At 41.6% G+C, this 24875-nt stretch carries 20 protein-coding genes; 10 read left to right on the top strand and 10 right to left on the bottom strand.

The window, feature by feature from the left end; translation table 11 throughout:
• Window positions 1-5: 5 nt before the first annotated feature.
• Together ACFOSV_RS02265 and uvrC are read left to right on the top strand one after the other, a co-directional pair.
• A complete protein-coding gene (locus tag ACFOSV_RS02265) occupies window positions 6-2309 on the top strand; it encodes a penicillin-binding protein 1A (protein ID WP_377902971.1) in 2304 nt (767 codons plus the stop codon).
• 63 nt (window positions 2310-2372) lie between these two features.
• A complete protein-coding gene (gene uvrC / locus ACFOSV_RS02260) occupies window positions 2373-4181 on the top strand; it encodes an excinuclease ABC subunit UvrC (RefSeq protein WP_377902969.1) in 1809 nt (602 codons plus the stop codon).
• A 12-nt stretch (window positions 4182-4193) separates the two neighbouring features.
• Here the strand turns inward: uvrC and porN are convergent, their stop codons facing one another.
• From porN to ACFOSV_RS02220, 8 genes are all read right to left on the bottom strand, one after another.
• Complete coding sequence (porN, locus tag ACFOSV_RS02255; protein WP_377902967.1) at window positions 4194-5009, bottom strand: type IX secretion system ring subunit PorN/GldN; 816 nt, start codon at window positions 5007-5009, stop codon at window positions 4194-4196.
• Window positions 5010-5038: 29 nt separating this feature from the next.
• Window positions 5039-6649 (bottom strand): type IX secretion system motor protein PorM/GldM, encoded by a 1611-nt coding sequence (gene porM, locus ACFOSV_RS02250; protein ID WP_377902965.1) that lies wholly within the window; start codon window positions 6647-6649, stop codon window positions 5039-5041.
• 38 nt (window positions 6650-6687) lie between these two features.
• Window positions 6688-7482, bottom strand: coding sequence for a type IX secretion system motor protein PorL/GldL (gene porL, locus ACFOSV_RS02245; protein ID WP_449224149.1), 795 nt, complete (start codon window positions 7480-7482; stop codon window positions 6688-6690).
• Between the two features lie 39 nt (window positions 7483-7521).
• Complete coding sequence (gene porK / locus ACFOSV_RS02240) at window positions 7522-8616, bottom strand: T9SS ring complex lipoprotein PorK/GldK (RefSeq protein ID WP_377902961.1); 1095 nt, start codon at window positions 8614-8616, stop codon at window positions 7522-7524.
• A 160-nt stretch (window positions 8617-8776) separates the two neighbouring features.
• Window positions 8777-9760, bottom strand: a complete 984-nt coding sequence (locus tag ACFOSV_RS02235) for a PorP/SprF family type IX secretion system membrane protein (protein ID WP_377902959.1) — start codon at window positions 9758-9760, stop codon at window positions 8777-8779.
• 72 nt (window positions 9761-9832) lie between these two features.
• A complete protein-coding gene (locus tag ACFOSV_RS02230) occupies window positions 9833-10606 on the bottom strand; it encodes a uroporphyrinogen-III synthase (RefSeq protein ID WP_377902957.1) in 774 nt (257 codons plus the stop codon).
• A 29-nt stretch (window positions 10607-10635) separates the two neighbouring features.
• Window positions 10636-11745, bottom strand: a complete 1110-nt coding sequence (locus tag ACFOSV_RS02225) for a DUF4271 domain-containing protein (protein ID WP_377902955.1) — start codon at window positions 11743-11745, stop codon at window positions 10636-10638.
• Window position 11746: 1 nt separating this feature from the next.
• Complete coding sequence (locus ACFOSV_RS02220; RefSeq protein WP_377902953.1) at window positions 11747-13369, bottom strand: BamA/TamA family outer membrane protein; 1623 nt, start codon at window positions 13367-13369, stop codon at window positions 11747-11749.
• A gap of 91 nt (window positions 13370-13460) precedes the next feature.
• On the opposite strand from ACFOSV_RS02220, the gene hemW reads away from it, so the two are divergent.
• From hemW to ACFOSV_RS02185, 7 genes are all read left to right on the top strand, one after another.
• On the top strand, window positions 13461-14618 hold the full coding sequence (gene hemW / locus ACFOSV_RS02215; RefSeq protein ID WP_377902951.1) for a radical SAM family heme chaperone HemW: 1158 nt from the start codon (window positions 13461-13463) through the stop codon (window positions 14616-14618).
• 2 nt (window positions 14619-14620) lie between these two features.
• Entirely contained in the window at window positions 14621-14932 is a 312-nt protein-coding gene (locus ACFOSV_RS02210; RefSeq protein ID WP_377902949.1) for a DUF721 domain-containing protein, read from the top strand.
• A 96-nt stretch (window positions 14933-15028) separates the two neighbouring features.
• Window positions 15029-17095: a GAF domain-containing SpoIIE family protein phosphatase gene (locus ACFOSV_RS02205; RefSeq protein WP_377902947.1), complete on the top strand. Its 2067-nt coding sequence runs from the start codon at window positions 15029-15031 to the stop codon at window positions 17093-17095.
• Window positions 17096-17106: 11 nt separating this feature from the next.
• Window positions 17107-17439, top strand: a complete 333-nt coding sequence (locus tag ACFOSV_RS02200) for an STAS domain-containing protein (protein WP_377902945.1) — start codon at window positions 17107-17109, stop codon at window positions 17437-17439.
• Between the two features lie 2 nt (window positions 17440-17441).
• Window positions 17442-17855, top strand: coding sequence for an ATP-binding protein (locus ACFOSV_RS02195; protein ID WP_377902943.1), 414 nt, complete (start codon window positions 17442-17444; stop codon window positions 17853-17855).
• A gap of 87 nt (window positions 17856-17942) precedes the next feature.
• Window positions 17943-19934, top strand: a complete 1992-nt coding sequence (locus ACFOSV_RS02190) for a peptidylprolyl isomerase (protein ID WP_377902941.1) — start codon at window positions 17943-17945, stop codon at window positions 19932-19934.
• Window positions 19935-19977: 43 nt separating this feature from the next.
• Window positions 19978-21342, top strand: coding sequence for a peptidylprolyl isomerase (locus tag ACFOSV_RS02185; protein WP_377902939.1), 1365 nt, complete (start codon window positions 19978-19980; stop codon window positions 21340-21342).
• A 49-nt stretch (window positions 21343-21391) separates the two neighbouring features.
• Here ACFOSV_RS02185 and ACFOSV_RS02180 read toward each other — a convergent pair whose 3' ends face one another.
• Together ACFOSV_RS02180 and ACFOSV_RS02175 are read right to left on the bottom strand one after the other, a co-directional pair.
• Window positions 21392-21706 carry a hypothetical protein gene (locus tag ACFOSV_RS02180; protein WP_377902937.1) on the bottom strand — a complete coding sequence of 105 codons (315 nt, stop codon included), beginning with the start codon at window positions 21704-21706 and terminating at the stop codon, window positions 21392-21394.
• Between the two features lie 60 nt (window positions 21707-21766).
• The gene (locus tag ACFOSV_RS02175; RefSeq protein ID WP_377902935.1) at window positions 21767-23566 is read right to left on the bottom strand and encodes an ABC transporter ATP-binding protein; all 1800 of its coding nucleotides are present in this window, start codon (window positions 23564-23566) and stop codon (window positions 21767-21769) included.
• Between the two features lie 148 nt (window positions 23567-23714).
• Here ACFOSV_RS02175 and ACFOSV_RS02170 point away from each other — a divergent pair, with 148 nt between their 5' ends.
• A complete protein-coding gene (locus ACFOSV_RS02170; RefSeq protein ID WP_377902933.1) occupies window positions 23715-24815 on the top strand; it encodes a Glu/Leu/Phe/Val family dehydrogenase in 1101 nt (366 codons plus the stop codon).
• Window positions 24816-24875: the final 60 nt, after the last annotated feature.

Raw genomic sequence — 24875 nt, 5'->3', positions numbered from 1 at the left:
ATCACATGAGTAAAAATACCAAACCCCAAAAAGCAAGCTGGGCAAAATCAACCATCAAATTTCTTTGGATCGCATTCATCGCCGGAGTTTTTGGCTTTATTCTGTTTGTTTGGATGGTGAGCACCAATTTCTTGGGCCTTTTTGGAGCCTTGCCCGATTTTAAAGCCTTGGAAAATCCTGATAGTGAGTTGGCTTCCGAGCTTTACTCTTCTGATGGGCTACTTTTAGGAACTTACTTCAGAGAAAATAGATCCCCGGTTACTTACGAAGAACTAGCTCCAAACTTAGTGGACGCACTCATTGCTACGGAGGACATCCGATTTGAAGAACATTCGGGGATTGACTTCAAAGCAATGGCTCGAGTATTTGTGAAATCAATTTTATTGGGACAGGATGCCGGAGGAGGATCAACCCTCAGTCAGCAAACTGCTAAAAACCTTTTCAAAACTAGAACTGCAGAGTCGCAAGGTGCATTGAGTTCAATCCCTGGACTGAGAATGCTCATCATCAAAACCAAGGAATGGATCGTTGCGACGCAGCTCGAAAAAGCCTACACCAAGAACGAGATCCTGACTTTGTATTTGAACACCTCTGAGTTTGGTTCGAACGCATACGGTATCAAGACTGCTGCCAATACTTTTTTTGGCAAAGATCCCGATGAACTGGAAATCCAAGAATCGGCCGTTTTGGTCGGTCTTTTTAAAGCTCCAACCTACTATAGCCCAGTATACAATCCTGAGAATTCACTTCGCAGAAGAAATACTGTCTTGGGTCAAATGAGAAACAATGGCTATATCACAGAAACTGCTTTTGACTCACTTTCCCGCTTACCCATTGAGCTGAATTACATAGTAGCCAATCAAAACCAAGGCCTGGCCACCTATTTGCGCGAAATCATTAAAGCAGATTTACTTCAGTGGACCAAGGAAAATCTAAAGTCCGACGGATCCAGTTATGATCTTTTTGGTGATGGATTGAAAATCTACACCACCGTAGATAGCCGCATGCAACGCTATGCCGAAGAGGCAGTAAATGAGCACATGTCTGAGCTTCAAGAGAAGTTTTATAAGGAAATGCGCGATCGAGACCCTTGGGTGGACAACGACAATCGGGTGATCCCAAACTTTATCGAAAACGCTGTAAAACGTACTGAAGCCTACCGACTTTTAAAGGTAAGATACGGGAATGATACCGATTCCATTGAGGTAAAACTCAATGAGAAAAAACGTATGAAAATATTCTCTTGGGAAGGAGAAATCGATACCCTTATGAGTACCATGGACTCCTTGCGCTACTATAAAAAACTACTTCAAGCTGGCTTTATGAGTATGGATCCCGAAACAGGTCACATCAAGGCATGGGTTGGAGGTATTGATCATAAGTATTTCAAATTTGATCACGTACTTCGTGGCAAACGTCAACCGGGGTCCACATTCAAGCCTTTTGTCTATGCTGCCGCGATAGAAAATGGATATAGTCCATGCTATAGTGTGGTGGATCAGCCAGTAGAAGTTTATATTCCGGGGCAGCCCGCTTGGTCACCCGCAAATGCCGATGGGAAATTCACTTATGAAAAAATGACCATTCGAAAGGCCATGGCTCAATCCGTGAATTCCATCACTGCTTATATGATGAAGAAATTAAGTCCAAAGATCGTTGTAGAAACAGCCAAGCGCCTTGGAGTAACCAGTGATTTGGAAGAAGTGCCTTCTTTGGCTTTGGGAGTGAATGATGTATCCATTTTTGAAATGGTGGGTGCATTTGGAACTTTCGTTAATAAAGGGGAACACACTACTCCATTTTATATTGATCGGATTGAAGATAAAAATGGTAACGTGATCCAGCAGTTTACCCCACGGAAGCGGCCTGCGATGAGCGAAGAACATGCCTACTTAATGCTGTACATGCTTCGAGGAGGCTTTGAGGAAGGCGGAGGAACGAGCCAAGGAGTACCATATGATCTTCGCGAGGGAAATGAGCTAGGCGGTAAAACCGGAACTACCCAAAATGCATCTGATGGATGGTATATGGGAGTAAGCAAAGACTTGGTATCCGGCACTTGGGTTGGCGGCGATGACCGCGCCATACACTTCAGAAGCTGGATCGAAGGTCAAGGTGGACGAACGGCTAGACCAATTTGGGTGAAGTATATGACCAAGGTCTATGCAGATCAAAGCCTTGGATACACCAAGGGTCCATTCCCACGACCCGAGCGACCATTGAGTATTGAGATCGATTGCGACCTTTACGAGCAAGAGAGTCAGCGATTTGCAGACTTTGACTATGATGCGGATAAAAATGACTTCTAAATTAGAATTTTCATAAACTGAAGAACAGCCGAACCCTTTGGCTGTTTTTTTTATTTTTATACCATGGAGTCCTCCTCATTTTTACCAGAAGATTACTTAAAGCTCCCGGAACAACCCGGGGTCTATAAGTACTTTAATGAAGAGATGGCGCTGATCTACGTAGGGAAAGCTAAAAATCTCCGAAAAAGGGTCAGTAGCTATTTCAACAAAAACACTGGCGTCAACTTAAAGACTAGACGCATGATAAAAGAGATCCGCAAGATCGAAATCACCATGGTCAATACTGAGTTGGATGCCCTATTGCTGGAAAATAACTTAATCAAAAAGTCTCAGCCCAAGTACAATATTCTCCTGCGGGATGATAAGACCTATCCTTACTTATTGGTCACCAAGGAGAATTTCCCGAGGATTTTTCAAACGCGCAGGATGATCCCAAAGAGAGGAACATATTTTGGTCCTTTCGCCAGTGTCAAGGCAATGAACAACGTTTTGGATCTGATCCGAGAGCTCTTTACCATACGGACATGCAAGCTGGATTTATCCCCATATAAAATCGCCGAGGAAAAGTATAAAGTTTGTCTAGAGTATCATATCGGTAATTGCCAGGGGCCTTGCGTAGGGAAGCAAGCAGAGGAGGATTACAATAAGGATGTGGCACAAGCCAAACATATCCTGCGCGGAAACTTGGGGGCGGCAAAAGCCTATTTCAAGCAAGAGATGCAAAATCATGCAGAGAATCTCAATTTCGAGCTTGCCCAAAAACTAAAAGATAAACTTGATTTATTAGAAAAATATCAGGCCAAGTCACTGGTAGCTAGTCCAAGTATCAAAAATCTCGACGTCTGTACCCTTGTCACGGATGATAAAAGTGGCTTTGTAAATTACATGCGGGTAAAGGATGGTTCATTGATTACCTCCAAAAATGTAGAAGTCAAGAAGCGCTTGGATGAACCCGACGAACAATTACTTTTGACCGCTTTGATTCGACTTCAGGATCAATTTCAAAGTGATGCAGACGAGGTTTTGCTAAACATAGAGCTTTCCGAAGAAATAGAGGGCCTGAATGTTTTCACCCCGAAAATCGGTGATAAAAAGAAACTAATCGAGTTATCGCTAAAGAATGCCCTTTATTATAAAAAAGAAAAAGCCCTTCTCAAAGGCCTCAATGAGGACAAAAAGGATCGAGTCATTCGGCAATTACAATCAGATCTTAGTTTGCCTGAAATTCCCGATCATATCGAATGTTTCGATAACTCAAATATTCAAGGTACAAACCCTGTAGCCAGTATGGTCTGCTTCCTAAATGGCAAGCCTGCTGTCAAAGAGTACCGTCACTACCACATCAAAACGGTGGTTGGACCCGATGACTTTGCAAGTATGAAAGAAGTGGTTGGACGACGCTATAAAAGGCTTCATGAAGAAGGCAAACCAATGCCAAAGCTAGTAGTCATCGATGGGGGTAAAGGTCAGCTCTCCTCAGCTGTAGAGGCCTTAAAGGAACTTGGGATTTATGGCCAGATGCCAATCATTGGGATAGCTAAAAGATTGGAAGAAATCTATTTCCCGGGAGATCAATATCCTATTCATATTGATAAAAAGTCTGAAAGTTTGCGATTGATTCAGCGGATTCGAGACGAAGCACACCGCTTTGCAATCACCTTCCATCGGAAAATTCGAAGTCGAAATGCATTCGGTACGGAATTGACCGCTATTCCCAATATCGGGAAAACTACAGCCGATCAACTTTTGTCACACTTCAAATCAGTGAAGAAAATAAAAGAGGCTCCTAAATCAGAAATTATATCGGTAATTGGGAAAAGCAGAGGAGAACAACTCTGGGACTGGATGGAAAAAAATAAAGGGGCTAATTAAGCCCCTTTTTTATTACCACTCCCAAAGAGTGTTTTCAAATTCTAATAGCTTGTACTCAAAGGCCAAAGCATCCATGTAAGCTTGAACTTCCGGATTTGGATGATCAGCGTCGACCATATCTGCCACAAGGGCCTCATCTGGATTGGTAAACCTACGAACGACCGATCTAAATAATCTTGTATCGAAAGCTTTGTCATAGGTCAGGCTTTGAGACAAGTTTTGGAAATTGATCCAACGAGCCTCTGGATGATCCTTGAAGTAATTGTAGAAATCTTTGTATCGAATATATGCTATGGTCTTTTGTCCTGCATTTGAATTGGTTGCAGAAGGCATTACCAGCTCGATATATTTGATATCAAACACCATATCTGAATGATGCTTATCAAAAACAAAGTCTTCTCTGAAGTCCAAGTAGTAAAGCTGCTTCACGAAAATACTATCCCCAACTGCATTTAACCAGAAATTTTCCTGGAACTCAGCAATGGACAAAGGAGTAGTGAACTCATCATCACCAAAGACTTCAAGAGCATTTTCATCTACAACTGCCTTGTAAATAAAATTGATGATCCCGTTTCTTTTACTATCTCCAGAACCGTACAGTGAAAGATTATACTTCTCTCTCAGATCAATTCTTCTCCAAACAGCAATCTGATACATTTTATCATCTTCACGGATTCTCCTTGCCGAAAAGATGGTATCCATATCAAACTGTCGATCCCCAAAACCAGATGGATTGACACTCGTAGCGACCTGAGCATGGGACTCAAAGCCTAGGCTTGCACTCGCCACCACTAGGGTAAGGATGAAATATTGAAGGATCTTTTTCATAATCATTTATTCTTTTGCCTGGGTGAAAATTACTTCACACCAATTCGAATCACTCGATTCAAAGTAGAAGGAATTCTATTCCCTCTGAAATTTGTTCTGGTCACTTGATTAACCACAATAACGATATCATCACCTGCACGCGCGCTTTCCATAAGCTGACGCATAGCCAAGTTGTTTCCGTCAGAGATTTGAATAGTCTGCCGAGGCACGTCATTTCTTAACAGTCTCACTTCGCCTCCTGTAACATCAAATTTGGCATCTTTCGCCATCGTTCTGCCGAAAGTAGGCTCAGGGACAGCATTAATTTTCAATCCAGTCATTGAACCTATCGCTTGAGATTGGCTGAGGTCTACAGCTGATCCATTACCAAGAACTGGAACCAAAGAAGGCTCAGGAACCGGCTTAATATCATACGTTACATCTCCAATTTTATTGCCTCCACTGCTTACACCAATCGTTACTTTACCTGATGCACCAGGAACCACAGTCAATTGACCTGGCTTATTTCCCTTGATCGACTGTCCATTACTTACTGCAAAATCAGGCGAATAAGTATTACCTAACGCTGGGACTTCGATTAGAAGCTCATTAGCACAATCGGCATACAGCTGCTGAACAACTTCAGAAGAAACCTTAATCACTGGCTGAGCCACATAGTATTCGTACTCTACAGGTAATACTTTGTCTTCTCCGCCTACATTCGTAGAGATTTCTCCTTTAATCACTCTTTTGGCCAAACCTCTGTCGTCATACTGACTAGCAGGAGTGGCTGTGAATTCAATTTTACCAAATCCGTTTTCAACAGGAACTGCTCTACCGTCAATGGTCATAGTTGGTGCTGAAGCGGATGAACTTGAAGCGATAAACATATCACCTTCAAACTTGGTCCCTGCAGCCACAACATTTGATGTCGCCGCAATTCGAGCTTCCACAATATCTGCCTTGAAATAGAAGGTACCAATGGTATTTGCAATGGCCGACAATGACTCACTCTCAATATTCAATACCTCATTCTGGTATTGAGAAAGCAAAGCCAGAACAGCACCAACTGGAGACTTTACAAAATTCAGAGAAACAAAGTCTTTGTTTCGTACCTCGCTATCGTTAGCAAAAAGTGGAATTTCTGACGCATCCTTTGCAATGGGCTGGAATTTTAGGTTAGTGATACCTACACCAGTAAGTATACCCTCAATAGTTCCAGGATATGAATTTAGCATTTGCTTCATTTCCTCGCCCTTGCCGTTGTTATTGAACATATTCCCTGTAACCTCAGTGTTTTTGAGGTTTGCATTTACGAAGTTCCCTTCATCGTTTTTAGCATTTGACTGCACGATCAAGTCTTCTTTCAGGGTTTCAAGATACTGGTAGATCTCACGAGTTGCTTGGCGAACTTCTTCTGCTGCTCCGACCTTTGGAACATCCTTTTCGTTATTGCCTTGTTGCTCTACAGTATATTGGATGGACTCAACTGTAGCCTCATTCTTCGTAATGAAGTTTCTTGAGGTACGCTCCATCCCATCATTGATAAGTACGAACTTCTGAAGAATCTGATTACTTACCTGCAGCGCCAAAAGCGCGGTAAGCACCAGATACATCATGCCGATCATCCTCTGCCGTGGTGTCTCTTTTGCTCCTGCCATTTCTTTTTCTTAGAGTTTGTTTGAACAGTGAATTGAGATTAACCTTTCATAGCAGAAAGCATTCCGCCATAGATTTTATTCAAAGAACTTACGTTTTGATTTAATTTAGAAAGCTCATTTTTGAAAGCTTCCGTTTCTTTTCCTGCCTCAGATAAACCTTCCATTGCGGCGGTCATATTTGAGTAGAACTTATTAAGTGTTTTCACATGGCTATTAGCATCCTGAAGCTCTAGCTCATATACTGCATTAAGTGCAGAAAGATTCTTAGTAACCGTCTGTACTTGGTTGTGATACTCTTTTGCATCCTGAGATGCTGAAGACATTTCTGTCAATGCCGCTGCTGTCTTGCTGTAGGAAGCATTCATGTCTACAAGAGTCTTTGCTGCAGTTTTTACATTGGCTGCATATTCATTGGTCGCTACTGCTGCATCGGAAAGATTCCCCATTTTCTCCGCAGAGGAGGCCAAGTTTTGCATTCCCTTGCCCAAGCTTTCGATCAATTCAGGACCAACCTTAGCTTTAGCTAGCATGTCATCCAATTTCTGGCTTAAATTATCACTAGAAGCTTTTGTTTTTCTCTCTGCAGGACTTTCACCGGCTAGTTCTGGATAAACTTTTGACCAATCCACTTCCTCTTGCTTGGGTTCGAAAGCAGATAAAAAGAAAATGATCGCTTCAGTGGTCAAACCGATACCAATCATAAGATTACCTCCAGCCCAATCCAAAATCTTGAACATTGCACCAAGGATTACGATAGAAGCACCGATACCATAAATTTTTGGCATCACATTGCCATAAAATTTTGCTTTAAAAGAATTGCTGTTACTAGCCATGTGGAAAATTAAATTATAAGGTGTTAGGGGTTATTTTTATTAGCGTTTTCTTCTTCTTGAGGACTTCACGTCCATGGAACCTGATCTACCGATGAATGTCATTACGGTACGGAATCCGATATGAGCCTGAGCTACGTCTTCGTATTCGTAGGTTCTAGTACTAGTCTCTAAGTAATGTGCGATGTCCTTCCAAGAACCACCACGTACTACTTTTCTTGGTTCATTAGGATCATCATAAACTGGATCCAAATCCCAGGTCAAACTTCTGGATGTTGTGGAATATGCGTCAAGCACCCACTCAGCGACATTTCCAGACATATTATATAGTCCGAAACCATTTGGAGCAAAAACATCTACTGGAGCTGTGTAAGCAAATCCGTCGTCGATATAATTTCCTCTTCCAGGCTTGAAGTTTGCCATTAGGCAACCTCTTTTGTTTTTCAAGTATGGTCCACCCCAAGGGTATTTGGCAACATCCTTACCTCCCTTGGCAGCATATTCCCATTCTGCCTCAGATGGAAGTCTAAATTTAGGCGCGTCAAAGTCAGCCTCATCATTCGCGTTTTGATGATAGGTTCTCCATTCGCAATATTGTTTGGCTTGATCCCAAGAAATACCAACAACTGGATAATTATCAAATGCAGGATGATCAAAGTAGAATTCCATTAAAGGGTCTCCATAATGATAACTGAAACTAGTTGACCACACCGTGGTATCTGGTTTCAACTCATCCAAATTGAAAGTCGGCGGTTCTTTTAATGTCGTTGGAGTGCCAGTTTCTAACTGCCCGCTAGCCACCGCCTCTAAAAACTGACGATACTTGTTGTTGGACACTTCGTACTTGTCCATGAAAAATTCGGAAATAGTGATCTGCTTATTCATCGAGGATTGCGTAAAGGCAATGTCCTCATCAGATTGACCCATCCAAAATGTTCCTGCTTTAACAGGTACCATCTCAACTGGAAGGTTTTGCTGCCAAGCAGTTCGCTTGGGAACACCTGTCACTTCTCCTCTTCTGTTGGCCTTTTCACTGGCCGAACCTTTTTTGTTAAAAAGGCCACAACCGGGTAAAAGTGTCGCAATCGCCAGACCCAAAATTACTGGCAAAATGCGATTGTTCATTTTTGTATACATAAATGACGTTTTTGATCGTATCAAATTCTGATAATGACTTTTGTCTATGTCAGATGCGAAATTTAGCTGAATTTGGCTCAATAATGCAAATAACTTGCCAATTTTAAAGAAATTGATTTTCCTTTAAAACTCGCAATTAAATGATGTTTTTTCTATCAGATTAAAATCTGAACCGTGGAGTCCGTTGTATCACTCGGTCTATTTGTTTAGTGATATCTGGCAAAACATACCGCAACATCAACTCATGACTAGTAGGCGACTTGGCCTCCAACCCTCCTATCACTAAATCGAAAGCATACCCTAGTCGTAGCGAGTTATCTCTCAATAGCGAATAGCCTAAAATAAGGGAAATGGATTCCTCCCCTCTAAATGCAACCCCACCACTGATTTTGTTCTGATGCGTAGCAATAACGCTTACATCGTAAGAAAAATTATTGAAGCTTACCGATTTAATCAAAAGACTAGGCTCAATGGTCAGCGATCCGACAGGTCTAAACCTATATCCAAATAAGGCATAGCTATGATTTTTCAATTGATTGTCAAATGATCCATCCCCAAAGTCGAAGGCCGGTTCATTTAAATGTCTGCTACTTAGGCCCAAGTAAAAGCTCCTCTTATCCAGCAATATTCCAGCTCCAAAGTTGAAATTGATCTGACTTTCTTTGCCAGAGGTAGGCAGATTAGGCTCAGGATTTACTACAATCAATTCACCATAATCTAAAGAACTGGAAAACATTCCAGCATACACACCAAAACTTAGAGTTCCTCGATTAATTTTCTTATGGTATGCTCCTTGTAAATTTACTTCCAAATTACCTGTGGCGCCTATTTGATCATTGACCACAGTCAAGCCATAACCAATATTTTTCCCAGCGATGTTATTTTGAGCAGTAAGCAATTGTGTCACTGGAGCCCCACCCGTACCCGAGTTTGTAGTGTAGTTGAGCCACTGCGAACGATGCAGCGCAGAGAATCTTAGCCCCCCATCCTTACCAGCAAAGGCAGGATTGTAATACATGCCATTGTACATGTATTGCGTAAATTGAGCATCCTGTTGACTCCAAGCGAAATGGCTGAACCCAAGAAGGAAGACCAAAAAAATTGCTTTTTTAAAAAAAAGAAGAAAGGCTCCTTCTTGATTCATTTGAGGTTGTTTTTGTTTTCTAATCGAATGATATTGATTTAAACTGGAAAACAACACATTTTGATTCCAGAATTACAAATTATTTGCCTTCTTAATGTAAAGCTCTAGGGCTCCGGTCATACTTGGAGCATTTGGCAGAGGCGCCTCAATGTCCAAAATCATCCCTAAATCTTCAGCGGCTTTGCTTGTGGTAGGGCCGAAAGTGGCAATTCTAGTGGCGCCTTGTACAAAATCTGGGAAATTTTGCATTAAGGAAGTTAGCCCAGAGGGGCTGAAAAAGGCCAAAATATCATACTTCACATCCGCCAAGTCGGATAGATCGTCGGCAAGTGTGTGATAGATGATGGCCTCCGTAAATTCGATATTATTCTTCTCCATGTAATCTGGAATATCCCCTTTGCGAATATCTGAGCAAGGGAAAAGATATTTTTCAGATTTATGCTTTTTGAAGAAATCAAATAAATCCTGTGCAGTCTTATGGCCGACAAAAAGCTTTCGCTTTCTGATAACTATGTACTTTTGGAGATAATGTGCAGTCTGATCCGAAATACAAAAGTATTTCATATCGGCAGGCATTTCGATTTTAAATTCTTTACAAATCGCAAAGAAATGATCAATAGCATTACGCGAGGTAAAAATTACAGCGGTATGCTTTAAGATATCAATTTTTTGCTTTCTGAACTCCTTGGCCGGAACTGGCTCTACTCGGATAAACTGTCTGAAATCAATTTTCAGATTATACTTCTCAGCGAGTTGGAGATAAGGTGAGTTGGGATTTGAAGGTTTGGGCTGTGATACTAGAATACTCTTTACAGGTTTCAATCTATCTTTATTCGAAAGGCTCATTCTTCAATTGTAGTTTAGCTTCCTTTATTTTACTGACCCAAATTCATGATCATCTTCGCAAAGATCAGAAAGGGTACCATTTCTGCGATGCAAAGGTAAGTAAATAAATGATATTTCTTAAAGCTGAAACGATTGATCATAATGATAAATAGAATGGAAACTGCCAGAAGGTACATCCAAAATATTCCTTGTAGTAAATAGCCCAGTGCCTCTGAGGCAAAAAGAAAATCATTCACCAGAAAATACGCCAAGAGAAGCAGAGAAATCCCACTACCTATCACAAGTAATCGAAGCAGGTAAAAAAAATGGGAGAAAGCTATTTTCCCCAAATCAAACAAATAGGCCACAATTCGAATACCCAGAAACTTAATTACCATCAAGCCGAAAAAAGCTAAGGACATCAGGGCCCACAAGCCCAATAAATTGACAAAGTCAAAGCCAATCCAATCGGAAACCCACACCTCCCGAAATAACACTAAGCCCATGCTTGCCAACAGGCCGAGGGCCAAATTGATAATCAATAAATACAATAGAATATCAAAGGAAAAAAACTTCTGAAGGGACCCACTTTGGGAAAAATCCTCCGCATTGATCAGCGACAGTGGTCGTGTCATTGAGGCGAACAAAAATGGGTAGGCCATTCGATAAAGTGCGGTAAGAAATAAAATAATAAGCAAGCCAGTATAAAATAAATTATTCACCTTTCCTTTCAACAGCCCCTGTCTTACCGTTTCTTCCGCTGAGCGCATCCTGACTGAATTCACATTTCCCACCAAGGTTTTTTTAACTTCCAATTCCTCTATTCTAAACGGGTTGGCCACAAACATCAGTCGAAGGGAATCTGCGGGAAACATTCCTCTTAATTCTACAAGCGGGATGCTAAGACTACTGTCCTTTTCAGCCAAAAACCATACATTTTCATTAGCGAAAACCGTAGCTGGTCCAGGGATCCTCATCAACACACGTGACATGGGGAAATTTTTCAGATCCAATACCACCTCATATCGATCCTCGGTATTTATCCAAGAATCAGACCCAAGCTTGGCAAAGCTATCCGAATAGTCTTGGAGTACTTGACTCATTGCTGCAGGGACAACAAAAAGGCAGGTAAAAAGTACAAGGATCAGTTTTCTTCTCATCTTAAAATCTGGCTACATAGCCAAAATGAATTCTTGAATAGGTAAAGGAGAAGGGTTGCTCATTTGCCGAACCCACTCCAAGTATAAACTTAAACAAACCATTTCCAGTATCTAGCGTAATGCCCGTTCCGACTGAAACAGGAAAATCTTGAGTTTGCTCCGCAAAAGGATTTTCAACAAATCCCGCATCACCAAAGACCATTAGAAATGATCTTTCACCAAAGAAAAACCGTTGTTCAAAATTTACAAAAGCAAAACTACGTGCATAAAAGAAGTTTTCATTAAAACCTCGGATTGTTTTTAGACCACCAATCCGAAAAAGATCATTGAGCAAAAGATTTTGATTTTCAATAAACCCAAGAGAACCATGGATCCACATGCCCCAAGCAGGCTTGATGAAGAGATGTTTTTCTACAGAGGCTTGCAAAGAATACTGAGGGGTATTCAATTCTATATCATTGTAAATATTTTCCGGAAAAGCCGTGTTTTCCACAATTCGCTTATTCCCGGCTGCAAATTTAGTCCGCACTCTCACACCATTTCTTGGAAGTTCTGGAGAATCCAAAGCATTCCAATCAAGAGCTAGCCCGTACTGATTCCATCTATAATCTGCCACTTCAGGTAAAACTGTGATCTCTGAAAAATCGGCCGTGAAAATCAAATCACTGGACTGACGCTTGGTGAAAAAGGAAAGATTCAAATCACGGCTTGGACGATATCCGAAATTGAGATCAAAAAAGCGATTCAAAAAGGTGCTATCCTGCTTGAGCAAACTAAAGCCAAGGGAAGCACTGATTGGTGATCCAAACAAAAATGACTCATGATAGCTCAAGTCTAGACTTTGGGTTTGAATATTCAGTCTTTGCCAATGCAGTGCAATGTCTCTTCCCTTTCCGCCAAGGTGGTACAGTTCGAGATCTAGCTGCCCTGTAATCAGAACCTTACCGGGTTCATTTTCATTGGGCAAAATCCCAATAATCCCATCCAAAACATTGCTATTTCGATCTCGAAGCTCAAAAATGGGTTGAGCCTTTCGCTGCTGGAATGCGATCTGTGGTTCACTGGCCAATCTGAAATAAGGTGATCTCGAAATTTGCCTGGTCGCCTTTTCAAATTCCTTTTGAGAAAAAGCTTCGCCCGGATTGAGGAGACTGAGATTTTGTAAATACCTAGCCGAGGTTCTTGAATCGCCCACCACCTTCAAACTATCCCAAGTAATTAAAGGTCCAGGATCAAAATCTACCACACCACGCAGGCTATCCCCTGCTCTCTGTAGATCAGTGAGCTGAATATTCGCGAATGGAAATCCATCATTTTCCGCAAGGGATAAAACTTCCTTCACCCAATTATCATATGCCTGGTAGCTAACAGGGGCTTGACCAAGCTCTTTCAAATAGTTGAGTGGCAAATTCCCCGTCTCAATACTTACTTTTTCGATCTGCGGACCTAAATCCAAAACGGCCTTGGTGGAGTCCATTCTTGTCTCGCTTTCCCAAAATGCAGATAAATACCCTATTCTTTGCTGAGCGAGCAAGACCGAATCCATATACGCTGCTAGTGCATCTTTAGACACAAATGACCTGGCGGAATCCGGAGTCACTCCATCCCGAATGCTCCAATTCAACACAAAAGTATTTTGTCCACGAACGGATAATGCTCCTAAAAAGCACAGGAAAAAGAGTGGTATTTTAATTAGAAAGTTCAGACTCGGAGCGATGCGTTATATTTGCAAAATAAAGGAAATCCACTTGGCAGGCATCTATATTCATATCCCATTTTGTAAGCAGGCTTGTCATTACTGCGATTTTCACTTTTCTACACAACTTTCTGGCGCCGAGTCCATGGTTATTGCCATATGCAAAGAACTTGAGCTAAGAAAAAATTACTTGGCTGGACAAACCATCGAAACCGTCTACTTTGGTGGAGGCAGTCCATCGATTCTATCGCCCCAACAGATTGATCTGATTTTAGCCAGCATTGTCAAACATTACAATTGCCAATGGAAAGAAGTCACTCTCGAGGCTAATCCAGATGATTTGAATACAGAAAACCTGAGTAGTTGGAAGGCCATGGGGATAGATCGATTGTCCTTGGGGATCCAAAGTTTCCAGCCGGAACTACTGGCTTTTTACAATAGAGCTCATACCGCTGAGGAATCTCTTCAAGCGATTGACTTAGCCCGAAATGCCGGCTTCGATAAATTTAATCTGGATTTGATTTACGGATTTCCAAGCAAAACACACAGACAATGGGAGGAGGACTTGAGCTCAGCCCTAGCAATGAATCCGGGACATTTATCCTGCTACGCTTTAACCGTGGAGCCCAAAACCGCCTTAGGAAATTGGACCGCAAAGGGAAAGTTTGAAGAGCCGTCGGAGGATTTTGTAGCTGAAGAATTTGAAATTCTTCAATCCATGACTGAGGCGAAAGGCTATGTTCAATATGAAATTTCAAATTTTGCCCTAGAGGGGAAGTTTTCTTTACACAACTCTAACTACTGGAAGCAAATCCCTTATTTGGGAGTAGGGCCGTCTGCCCATTCCTTTGACGGGAAGGATCGGGGAGCTAACCCAAGGAATAATATTCACTATGTCAAGGCCATTCAAGATAATCGAATCCCCTTTGAAATCGACCCGCTAACTCCTAGCGAAAAGCTTAATGAATACCTGCTGACAAGCTTGAGAACGATCTGGGGGGCAGATCTAGACTTTGTTCGAGACACTTTTGGTGTGGACATTGGTAAAGAAAAATCTGCAGTGCTTGAGCAAATGAAGCAAATGGGCTGGCTGATCTGGAAAGAAAATAGCCTATCTTTGAGCAAGAGCGGCAAACTTTTAGCAGACAGCATTGCAGCTTCTTTATTTATCGATTAGCCATGCAAAGATTTTCCTCATCAAGCAGAAAAAAAGATGCTACTCCTCTGGAGGAAGCGTTCAAAGAATTGCTCCAAACGTATCGACTAGAGGATAAATTTCAAGAAAAAGCCTTGATTCAGATGTGGCCTGATTTGGTGGGACATACTATCGCTAGTCGTACCAATCCGCTTTATATCAAAGATAAAAAGCTCTTTGTGAAGGTCAGTTCCGGCCCAATCAAGAAAGAGCTCCAAATGAGCAAACAAAAGGTTTTGGATCTGATTGAGGCAAAATTTGGAGCAGATTTGGTCCAGGATCTCGCGTTTTTTTAAACTTATCTTTGCGTTTTTTAACCAAAGCGGCACTCCCCCTTTCTATTTTCAGCATCATCAATTGATCGATATTAAGTATTATTGTGCTGCGCATTTATGTTGAAAATTTTAAAAATAAATCCCGGAAAATTGAGCGTGCTACTAGCCATTTTGGTGTGGCTGGCCTTGCTTTTCGTGGATTTGGTGCGCGTTTTTGGGATTATCAACGAACTCGAGTCAGGAATCCGCGATGAATTCACTTGGGTTTTAGAAATTTTATTTTTTGTATGCGTTTATAGTTTTTATAACTATTCCATCAACAAAGGAAACCAGATAAACTTTCTTGGGCTCATCTGGCGTGCAGCCTCCACCGGGATTTTTGCAACTGGTTTTTCTCTTCTTGTCACCCTTTTTTATTCTAGCCTAGGCGATAGCAAACTGGCATCAGAGCCCTTTCTTAAGAATTTTTTCTACCACATCAACTTTGCGTTGACATCGGTTTTCCTCATCTCTGCCACTCTACTTTGGAAAAATCTAATTCTTTATCAACGTACCAAACGCGTGGTGAAGCAATGGCAGGCATATGAATTTGCATTGCTTATTGCTATGTTTTTCATTTTTTTCAATCAAAACACACTCGATTACAGCTTCCTCTTTGGAATGGTATTATTGATCGGCTTTGGGATTGTGCTCTCTATCAATCTCAAATGGATTCCTTACCTCACTTTTAAGGAAAAATGGAAATCCTTACTTTTTCTTGCCATAATCATCTTCAGTTGCGCCTACCTTTTTACCCAAGTTTTGTCCTTTTCGGATCGAAGCGAGTTTCAAGTCAATTTGACGGACAATTTATTCTTGGTAGCCCTTTTCGGCTTTATTTTCACTTATGCACTTTTTGGCTTTTTGGTTACCCTTTTCAACCTACCCACCTCATCGGTTTTTGAGCAAAAGCTTACAGAAGCCATCAGCTTTCAGCGGCTGAGCCAGTCAATTCAGCCGGATGAAAACGAGGAGAAGGTTCTCGACATTCTAATGGACTCCTGTATGAGTGCTTCTTTTTCAGATGGAGCGTGGCTGGAACTATCAAAAAACACAACCCAAACCGATCAAGTCCTGCAGGAGCGGTTTTTGGATCATGAAGTTCAGGCCGAAATCTCAACCCTAATTGAACAAAATAAAACTGCCCAAAAATGGGCAGAGGACGGTCCATTGGAACAATTAGAGCCGCTAAACCTGCGTATTGACCATCCTAAATTTGAGTCAGCGCTTTTGGTTCCTCTAGTTCTCAACAAAGCAGCCATAGGCCGCATGGTCTTACTGAAAGAGGTACGAGATGGATTCAATAAAGAAATGATTTCCATCATTTCCACATTTGTTCGACAGGCGACCATTTCAGTCGAAAACCATCGGCTACTCAATCAAGCCATTCGCAATGAGCGCTATCAGGAAGAGTTGAAAATTGCGCAAAGAGTTCAGAAAGCGCTACTTCCAACTGAATTAGCGCATAACGATAAATTCAACATTTGCGCATTTTCAAATACGGCAGATGAAGTGGGAGGCGACTACTACGACACCTACCAACTCGACGATGATCGCTTTGTATTGATCATCGGTGATGTCTCTGGCAAGGGTACCTCGGCGGCTTTTCATATGGCACAGATGAAGGGAATTTTCCAGAGTCTCATTCAGCTCAACTTGAGCCCATCTGAATTTATGATCCGGGCAAATACTGCCTTGAGTAGTTGCCTGGAAAGAAATCACTTCATCACCGCCTCCATTTTTGTAATCAACACCACAAAGCAAACCATTTGCCATGCCCGAGCAGGTCATGTCCCCACCCTATTCTTTAATCAATCAAATAACAAGTCTGAGTATTTAGGTATTGACGGACTAGGTTTGGGAATTTTAAGAAACAAGCAATATGCGAATCACGTTGAAGAGAAGACTCTAACATACCGTGAAGGAGATGTGCTAGTGTTGTTCACTGATGGAATCGTAGAAGCAAAAAACAAAAGAGGGCAAGAATTCGGTTATGAACGAATCAGAAGCCTTTTGGAAGTTTACCATCAATTAGACCCTAAAGAAATTCAAAAGAAAATAATTGATTCCCTTCACGATTTTGTGGAAGGAGACGGACTCATTGACGATGACTACTCGATTATGGTAGCCAAGTTTCAGAGTTAAATTAAAATACTATGCTTGAAATCATTACAATAGAGGAAAACCAAAGCCAGCTCCTTCAGATCTCGGGAGAAATAGATGCCAGCAACTCCGTTGAACTAGACGAAGCGATGCAGAAAGCATTCCGCTCAGGTCATAAACATATATTGGTGGATGGGGAGAAACTAGAATATATCTCTTCAGCCGGACTGGGTGTTTTCATGTCTTATCTAGAAGATTTTAAGGAAGGAAACATTTCATTTAAAATATATGGACTGAATACTCGGGTCTTTGAAGTATTCAAAATTCTAGGATTAGACCAGCTCATTCCTATTTATCCAGATAAAACTGCTGCTACTTCTGCCTAAAGATGTCACATGCATTGAAGCTATATTGCCAAACCTCTTCGCTCGCTGAGCTCAGAAAGTTTATACAAATGGAACTGCAGGAGACCGGAATTTCCGATGCCTTACAGCTGCAGCTCACTTTGGCAGTGGAGGAAGTGTGTGCCAATTTGATCATTCATTCCCATAACTGTGATGCTACTGAGCATATTACCGTGGATGTGATTAAATCGACTCAAGCCATTACTTTTGAAATTATAGACGATGGCAATGCCTTCAATCTTTTGGAGTACCAGGTACCAGATTTACAAACGGTGATGGATGCCAAACGGAAAGGTGGGCTGGGAATTATTTTGATCAAAAAAATCATGGATAAAATCGAATTTATAAGCAATGGCAGTACAAATACCTGTCGATTGACCAAAAAGATTTCATCCTAATTCATGTTAAAAGCCAGAAGCTAAGGCAGATTCCCTTTTATTCTTGATAAATTTGTAAAATTGCGACTCTAAACGCGACATTCAACCATGGTCTTTTCTTTCAGATTAGCCTCATTTATCGTTTTCACTTTTACTTTGGTAGCTATTCAAAGCAATAGCCTAGCGGCTTTGCAATCGGATCAGCTCATGACCATCGGTGGGGAACCAGTAGATAAATCCGAACTCGTTTATCTCCTTTCAAAAGGGCAATCAGACAATCCTGCCCAAGGAGGACTGTCACGAGAGGAGTTTGAAGAAAATCTAGAGCGATTTATCAATTATAAATTGAAGGTAAAAGAGGCTGAGGCGCTGAATCTGGACCAGACGGAAGAGTTCATTTCTGAATTTTCCACATTTCAAGAAACCCTCAAAGCTCCTTTCCTGATCAAAAACTCTCTGGAGGAAGGCGAATTGAGAAAAGCTTATTCCAGACTTCAGGAGGTGATCAGAGCCAGTCACATTCTATTTCAATTTCCACCCAATGCTAGCAAAGAGGACAGTCTTATTGTACTCAGAATGGCTTTGAAGGTGCGAGATGAAATAGCCTCTGGAGGAAATATCAATGAGCTTGCCGTGGAATACTCTGATGATCCTTCCGCAAAAATGAACAAAGGAGACTTGGGATATTTCACCTCACTTCAGATGGTTCCCCCTTTTGAAGATGCAGTGTACAATATGCAGCCAGGTGAAATTTCATCCCCGGTGCTTACAAGTTTCGGATATCACATTATTCAATTGATGGATCGCAGACCGAATCCCGGTCAGGTGAAAGTTTCTCATCTTTTGGTCCGAATAGATCCTGATAATCCCAATGGGGAGGATATTGCCAAGCGCAAAGTGGCAGACGTCTATCAGGAGATTCAGAAAGAGTCTACTTTCTGGGATGAAATCGTAAAAAACTACTCAGAGGACCTTGCAACCAATCAAAAAGGTGGTGCACTTCCTTGGTTTTCAGTAGGATCTATGATTCCTGAGTTTGAGATGACCGCCTTTTCATTAACTGAAGAAGGTGAGATCTCACCTCCAGTAAAAACTCAATATGGCTATCATATTTTGAGACTAGAAGGAAAGCGTCCGCTAGAATCCTTTGACAACATGGAGAAAAGTCTTCGATCCAAAATCCTTCGTGCGTCTAGGTCCTCCTTGATCGAATCTCAGGTAATGGCAATACAAAAGTCCAGATATAATTTTCAAGAGAATGATGGAAACGTCATGAGCCTTGAGACAGCCCTCAAGGCTAAAACTGTAGCGACGTATGCAGATGCTATGGAGGAGGCTGGATTAACTACCAATGAACTGTTTGCTATTGGTGAATCCAGATTTACGGGCTCAGATTTCCTAGCATTTGTTTCCCAAAAAGAACGTATTCCTGGAGTGGATCAGAATAATTTCGACACCTGGTATACCGCATTTGTGGCTACGAGTTTGAATAAAGCAGAAGATCAAGATCTCCTTCGAAACAACAAGGAGTATCAAATGACATTGAATGAATATCGCGACGGGATCTTACTTTTCTCCTTGATGAACCAAGAAGTTTGGCAAAAGGGAATCATGGATTCACTTGGACAGCGAGCATACTACCAAAAAAATCTTCAAGACTATCAGTGGAACGACCGTGTAGAAGCCTTTTTGATAAAAGTCTTGGACATCTCCCAGGCAAATACCGCGAAAAATTTTGTTTCTGGTAAGGAACTGAATCCAGATCTTTCCAGTGCATTTAAAAATGATATAGAAAGTGCAAATCCTCTGGCATTCCAGACCAGCTATGGCTTGATGGAAATAAAAGATCATCCCATATTATCCCAAGCTAATCTTTCCGAAAAATATCAGGAAATCGAAGCCAATGGCCATTTACATCTCATCCTTTTAGGCGAAGTGATTCCTGCAGGCCCTAAAGATTTTAGCGAGACACGAGGTCTGGTCATCCGAGATTATCAGGAAAGTCTAGATCAAGCACTCATACAAAGATTGAGATCGAAGTATTCTGTTGTCATTGATGAAGAAGCCAAAGAAGAAACCTTCATTGCCCTCAACCAATAAGTTTAAATACCAATATTACCCATCCCAAATGGGATCAATTAAAATGAAAAAACTAACTCAATTTATCGCCCTAGCTGTCCTTTTTATCTTTCAAGGAAAAGCATACGGCCAAGAAACCAATCCAACAGGACAAGTACTTGACAAGATTGTGGCCAAGGTGGATAATTATATTTTGCTCGAATCAGATGTTCAAAAAACCTATATCGAAGCTATTGCACAGTCCCAACAAGGTATCGAGCCGCCGACTAGATGCGAGGTTTTTGAATCTTTGATGATTAACAAGCTAATGGTTGCCAAAGCTGAAATAGATTCGGTGATCGTATCGGATGCCGAGGTAATGCTTCAAGCAGACCAGCGATTCAATATGGTGATGCAGCAGTTTGGCGGAGATGAGAGTACTTTGATCGAGGTTTATGGGAAAACTTCCGACCAATTAAAATCAGAAATCACAGAAGTAATCCGAGAGCAATTAATCGTTCAGCGGATGAGAGGAAAAATCACTGAGGGTCTAAGTGTTTCACCCAATGAGGTTCGCGAATTTTTTGAGCGTATTCCATCCGACTCTTTGCCTTTCTTCTCTGCAGAAGTAACTGTGGGCCAGATCGTGAAAAAGCCAGAAGTAAGCTCTCAGATCAAGGATGATATCATAGCTCAGCTCAAACAATTCAAAGCAGATATTTTAGATGGTAAAGCAGATTTTGCGGACCTAGCAAGACGATTCTCTGAAGACCCAGGGTCTGGTGCTCAAGGTGGTGACCTTGGCTTCTTTAGAAGGGGTGAACTTGCTCCTGAATACGAAGCCACAGCATTGGGCCTGAGACAAGGTGAAATCAGTGATCCCGTTGAAACGGACTTTGGATTTCATATGATCCAGCTTTTGGAAATCCGAGGATCCTCATACAACACAAGACATATTCTACGAATTCCTAGTCCTTCAGAAGCGGACTTAATGCGTGCTGAAAGATATTTGGATAGCCTTAAAACAGAGATCGAAAAGGGAAATATTGAATTCGCCAAGGCAGCTAAAGAGTATTCAGACGATAGAAATACTTCAGATAATGGTGGATTTTTTACCGACCCAAACAATGGATCAAATCGTCTTACCTTGAGAACGCTAGAAGATCCTGTACTCTATTTTACACTGGATTCCATGTCTGTAGGTCAGATTACCAAACCGATTCGTTTTGAATCCCCTAGAGAAGGAACCCAACTCCGGATTCTTTATTATCAATCTAAGTATCCAGCTCATCGAGCCAATCTGAACGATGACTATGAAAAGATGAAAGCCGCCACCTTAAGGGCCAAAGAAGATGAGCTTCTCGGTGAATGGTTTTTAACCGCTAAAGAGGACATATTCATCGACTTGGATCCCGCCTACGATCGATGTAAAGTCCTCAGTGAGAAATAAACAAAAAAAGCCCGCAGATTACTCTGCGGGCTTTTTTTTGTGTCTTCAATTATTTCGTGAATAAGGCTTTTATTGCCAATCCAATTTGTTTGAACCCCTCGAGGAGATGGCCCTTGGACTCTTGAAGCTTAGGATCTAACTCTTCTTTTCGCTCTTTAAACTCCTTCTCAAGTAATTCCTTCCCTTTCTTTAGTTCCGCCTCCAGGGTGGTCTTGTTTTCCTTAAGCTCAGATATTTTCTTTTCGATTTCCTCTTTAGCTTCTTTACCGGCCTCACCACCTTTTGCAATTAGTTCTTCAATCTTATCACCAATCTCTTGAAGCACTTCCTCAATATCACTTATTTTCGATTTTTGGTCTTTCATATTTTTTTGGTTTAGCTAGGATAAGATACTCAAAAAAATAAAGGCCTGCTAATTCGATTCTTAAATCAAGGAGTCATCCATGGATTCGTTGGACTGAGTCTGCTTTTCATAAAGCTCAGCATAGACCCCTTTTCGATTCATTAGAGAATCATGATTCCCTTGCTCCAAAATTCTGCCGTCATCCAAGACAATGATGTGATCCGCTAGTTTAGCTGAGGACACCCGATGTGAAATAATGATGGAGGTCCGATTTTCCATAATTCGTTTCAGAGCATTTAAAATCACATTCTCAGTTTTTGTATCTACGGCGGAAAGGCAATCGTCCAGAATTAAAATTTTTGGTTCCTTGGCAATAGCACGGGCGATAGAAACTCGCTGCTTTTGACCTCCAGAAAGCGTGATCCCACGCTCTCCAAGCATGGTATCAAAACCCTTTGGAAAATCTACAATATTCTGATAGACATCAGCATCCTTGGCTGCCTGCTCAATGAGTTCATCATCCGCCGACTCCAAGCCAAAAGCAATATTATTTCCAATGCTATCGGAAAAAAGAAAAACATCTTGAGGCACGTATCCGATTTGCCTTCTCAAGCTCGAGATCGAGTACCTCTCAATATTTTCATTATCAATCTGAATTTGTCCTGAATCGGGATCATACATCCTCATAAGGAGGTTGGCTATGGTGGACTTACCTGATCCAGTGGTACCAATAATTCCCAATGTTTGCCCCTTCCCTATCTCGAAAGATACTTTATCTAAGGCCTTAACACCTGAATCTGGATAAGTGAAGCTAAGGTCAGTGACCTTCACTAGGCCATCGATTTCGATCTCTAGGTTTTCTTTGCTCAGGATATCATTTTTCTCATCGAGAAACTCGTTAATCCTCGCCTGAGAAGCCGCTGCACGCTGAATGATACTCGTCACCCATCCCAATGAAGTCACAGGCCAGGTGAGCATATTTACGTACAAAATAAACTCCGCAATCACCCCGTACCCGATCTGTCCATTAATGACTTGCATTCCTCCCACATACACAGTAATGATTGTGGAAATCCCGACAAGGGCCATAATCAGAGGGAAAAACAGAGCATTGACTTTGGTGAGATTAATGGACTTTACTTTATAATCTTCACTGGCTGTATCAAAATCTCTAGCACTGTCTTCTTCTCTCACAAAGGCTTTCAACACTCGGATTCCAGAAAAGGCCTCTTGAACGTAGGTACTCAAAGAGGATAAACTCCGCTGAATCTTCTCCGATCTTTCATTGATCAAATTATTCACGAAATAAATACTCAAGGAGAGCACCGGAAGCGGCAATAGTGAATAAAGGGTCAACGTGGGATTCACAGAGATCATGTAAGAAATCACCAGAGGGAACAGGATCAATAAATTAATGCCGTACATAATGGCTGGACCGAGGTACATTCTCACCCGACTCACATCTTCGGTAATCCTCGCCATTAAATCTCCAGTGCTATTTTTTCTATAAAAACTGAGGGGTAAATTTTGATAGTGGTAGAAGATTTCATTTTTCAAGTCATACTCCACGCGTCGAGACATGATAATGATCGTCTGTCGGATGAGAAAAAGAAAAAAACCTCTCAGCAAGGCCATCACCAGAATCAAAACTCCAAAAATCACCACATAACCCAAGAATACATCTCGAGCCTCGTCTCCCATTCCGCCGGTAGATAAAGGCTGAAAAAAGGTCTTACTCTCCACCACATAATCTATGGCCAGTCTGACCAACTGGGCAGGAATAATTACGAAAATATTTGAGATAACAGTAAATAATATCCCTAGGAGGAGCAACCCCTTATATTTGTACAAATACTTGTTTAATCTCCAAAGTGGCTTCACCAAATAAAAACTTTAATTTTGAGAAATAAGTTACTACGAACTATGTACCTTGATCTTTTAAAGGCGATAAAAAGTATTTAATTTTGTAGCGCCTTGTTCCACGATGGAACAGACCCAAATATAACACATTCTAAAAAGGGAAGTTCAAATGCTCGACACGAAAGCAACCGAAACTATACACCAAGGATCTATTTTTGGTCAAATAACCAAAATGGAACACGAACAATTGGTGGTTTGCTATGACGAAGCCACTGGTTTAAAAGCCTTGGTAGGAATCCACAATACTACATTGGGACCAGCTCTAGGCGGTACCAGAATGTGGTCTTACGCTTCTGAAGCAGAGGCCATCACCGATGTGCTGAGACTTTCTAGGGGCATGACTTTCAAAAACGCCCTCGCCGGACTCAATCTAGGAGGTGGAAAAGCGGTAATTATCGGTAATCCTCAAATGAAGAGTGAAGCCTATTTAAGGCGTTTTGGAAAATTCATTAATGGATTAGCTGGTCGCTACGTGACTGCGGAGGATGTAAATATGAATACCGCAGACATGGAATATATTGCCATGGAGACTCGGCACGTCACAGGTCTTCCAGAGATCAAAGGAGGAAGCGGAGACCCATCTCCGGTTACTGCCTACGGCACCTACATGGGAATGAAGGCGGCAGCAAAAAAAGCCTATGGAAATGACTCTCTCGAAGGAAAAACGATTGGAGTGCAAGGTGTAGGTCAGGTAGGGAAATATCTGATCGACTATCTAGTAAAAGAGAACGCTAATGTGCTGATCACAGACATTTTTGAGGATAGACTACAGGCCATAGCCAAGAAAACAGGCGCGACTGTGGTTGACCCTAATTTGATCTATGATGTGGAGATGGATATTTATGCTCCCTGCGCCCTTGGAGCTACAATAAACGATGACACCATCGGAAGATTAAAATGTGCTGTAATTGCCGGTGCGGCTAATAATCAGCTAAAAGATGAAGAAAAGCACGGAATGGAACTTCTTGAACGCGGAATTGTCTACGCTCCGGATTTTCTGATCAATGCTGGTGGAGTAATCAATGTAGGTGCAGAATACCTCGGAGATTACCATAGAGAAACGGTCTATGGACTCACCGAAAAGATTTATGACACCTGTCTAAGTATTTTGGACAAATCCGAAAAAGAGCAGATATCCGCCCAGCGTGCTGCGATGGAAGCGGCCAAGGCAAGGATAGAATCCATTGGGAAAGTGAAGCTTTCATTCTAATTTTCAAAAAAACCAAAGCCTAAAACCACTGAAGCTTTTTCAGTGGTTTTTTCATGTCCA

Origin of the sequence: Algoriphagus namhaensis, assembly GCF_042649705.1 — a bacterium.
Lineage (GTDB): Bacteria > Bacteroidota > Bacteroidia > Cytophagales > Cyclobacteriaceae > Algoriphagus > Algoriphagus namhaensis.
The sequence above is the reverse complement of the archived record's forward strand: the minus strand, read 5'-3'. Positions and strand labels throughout refer to the sequence as shown.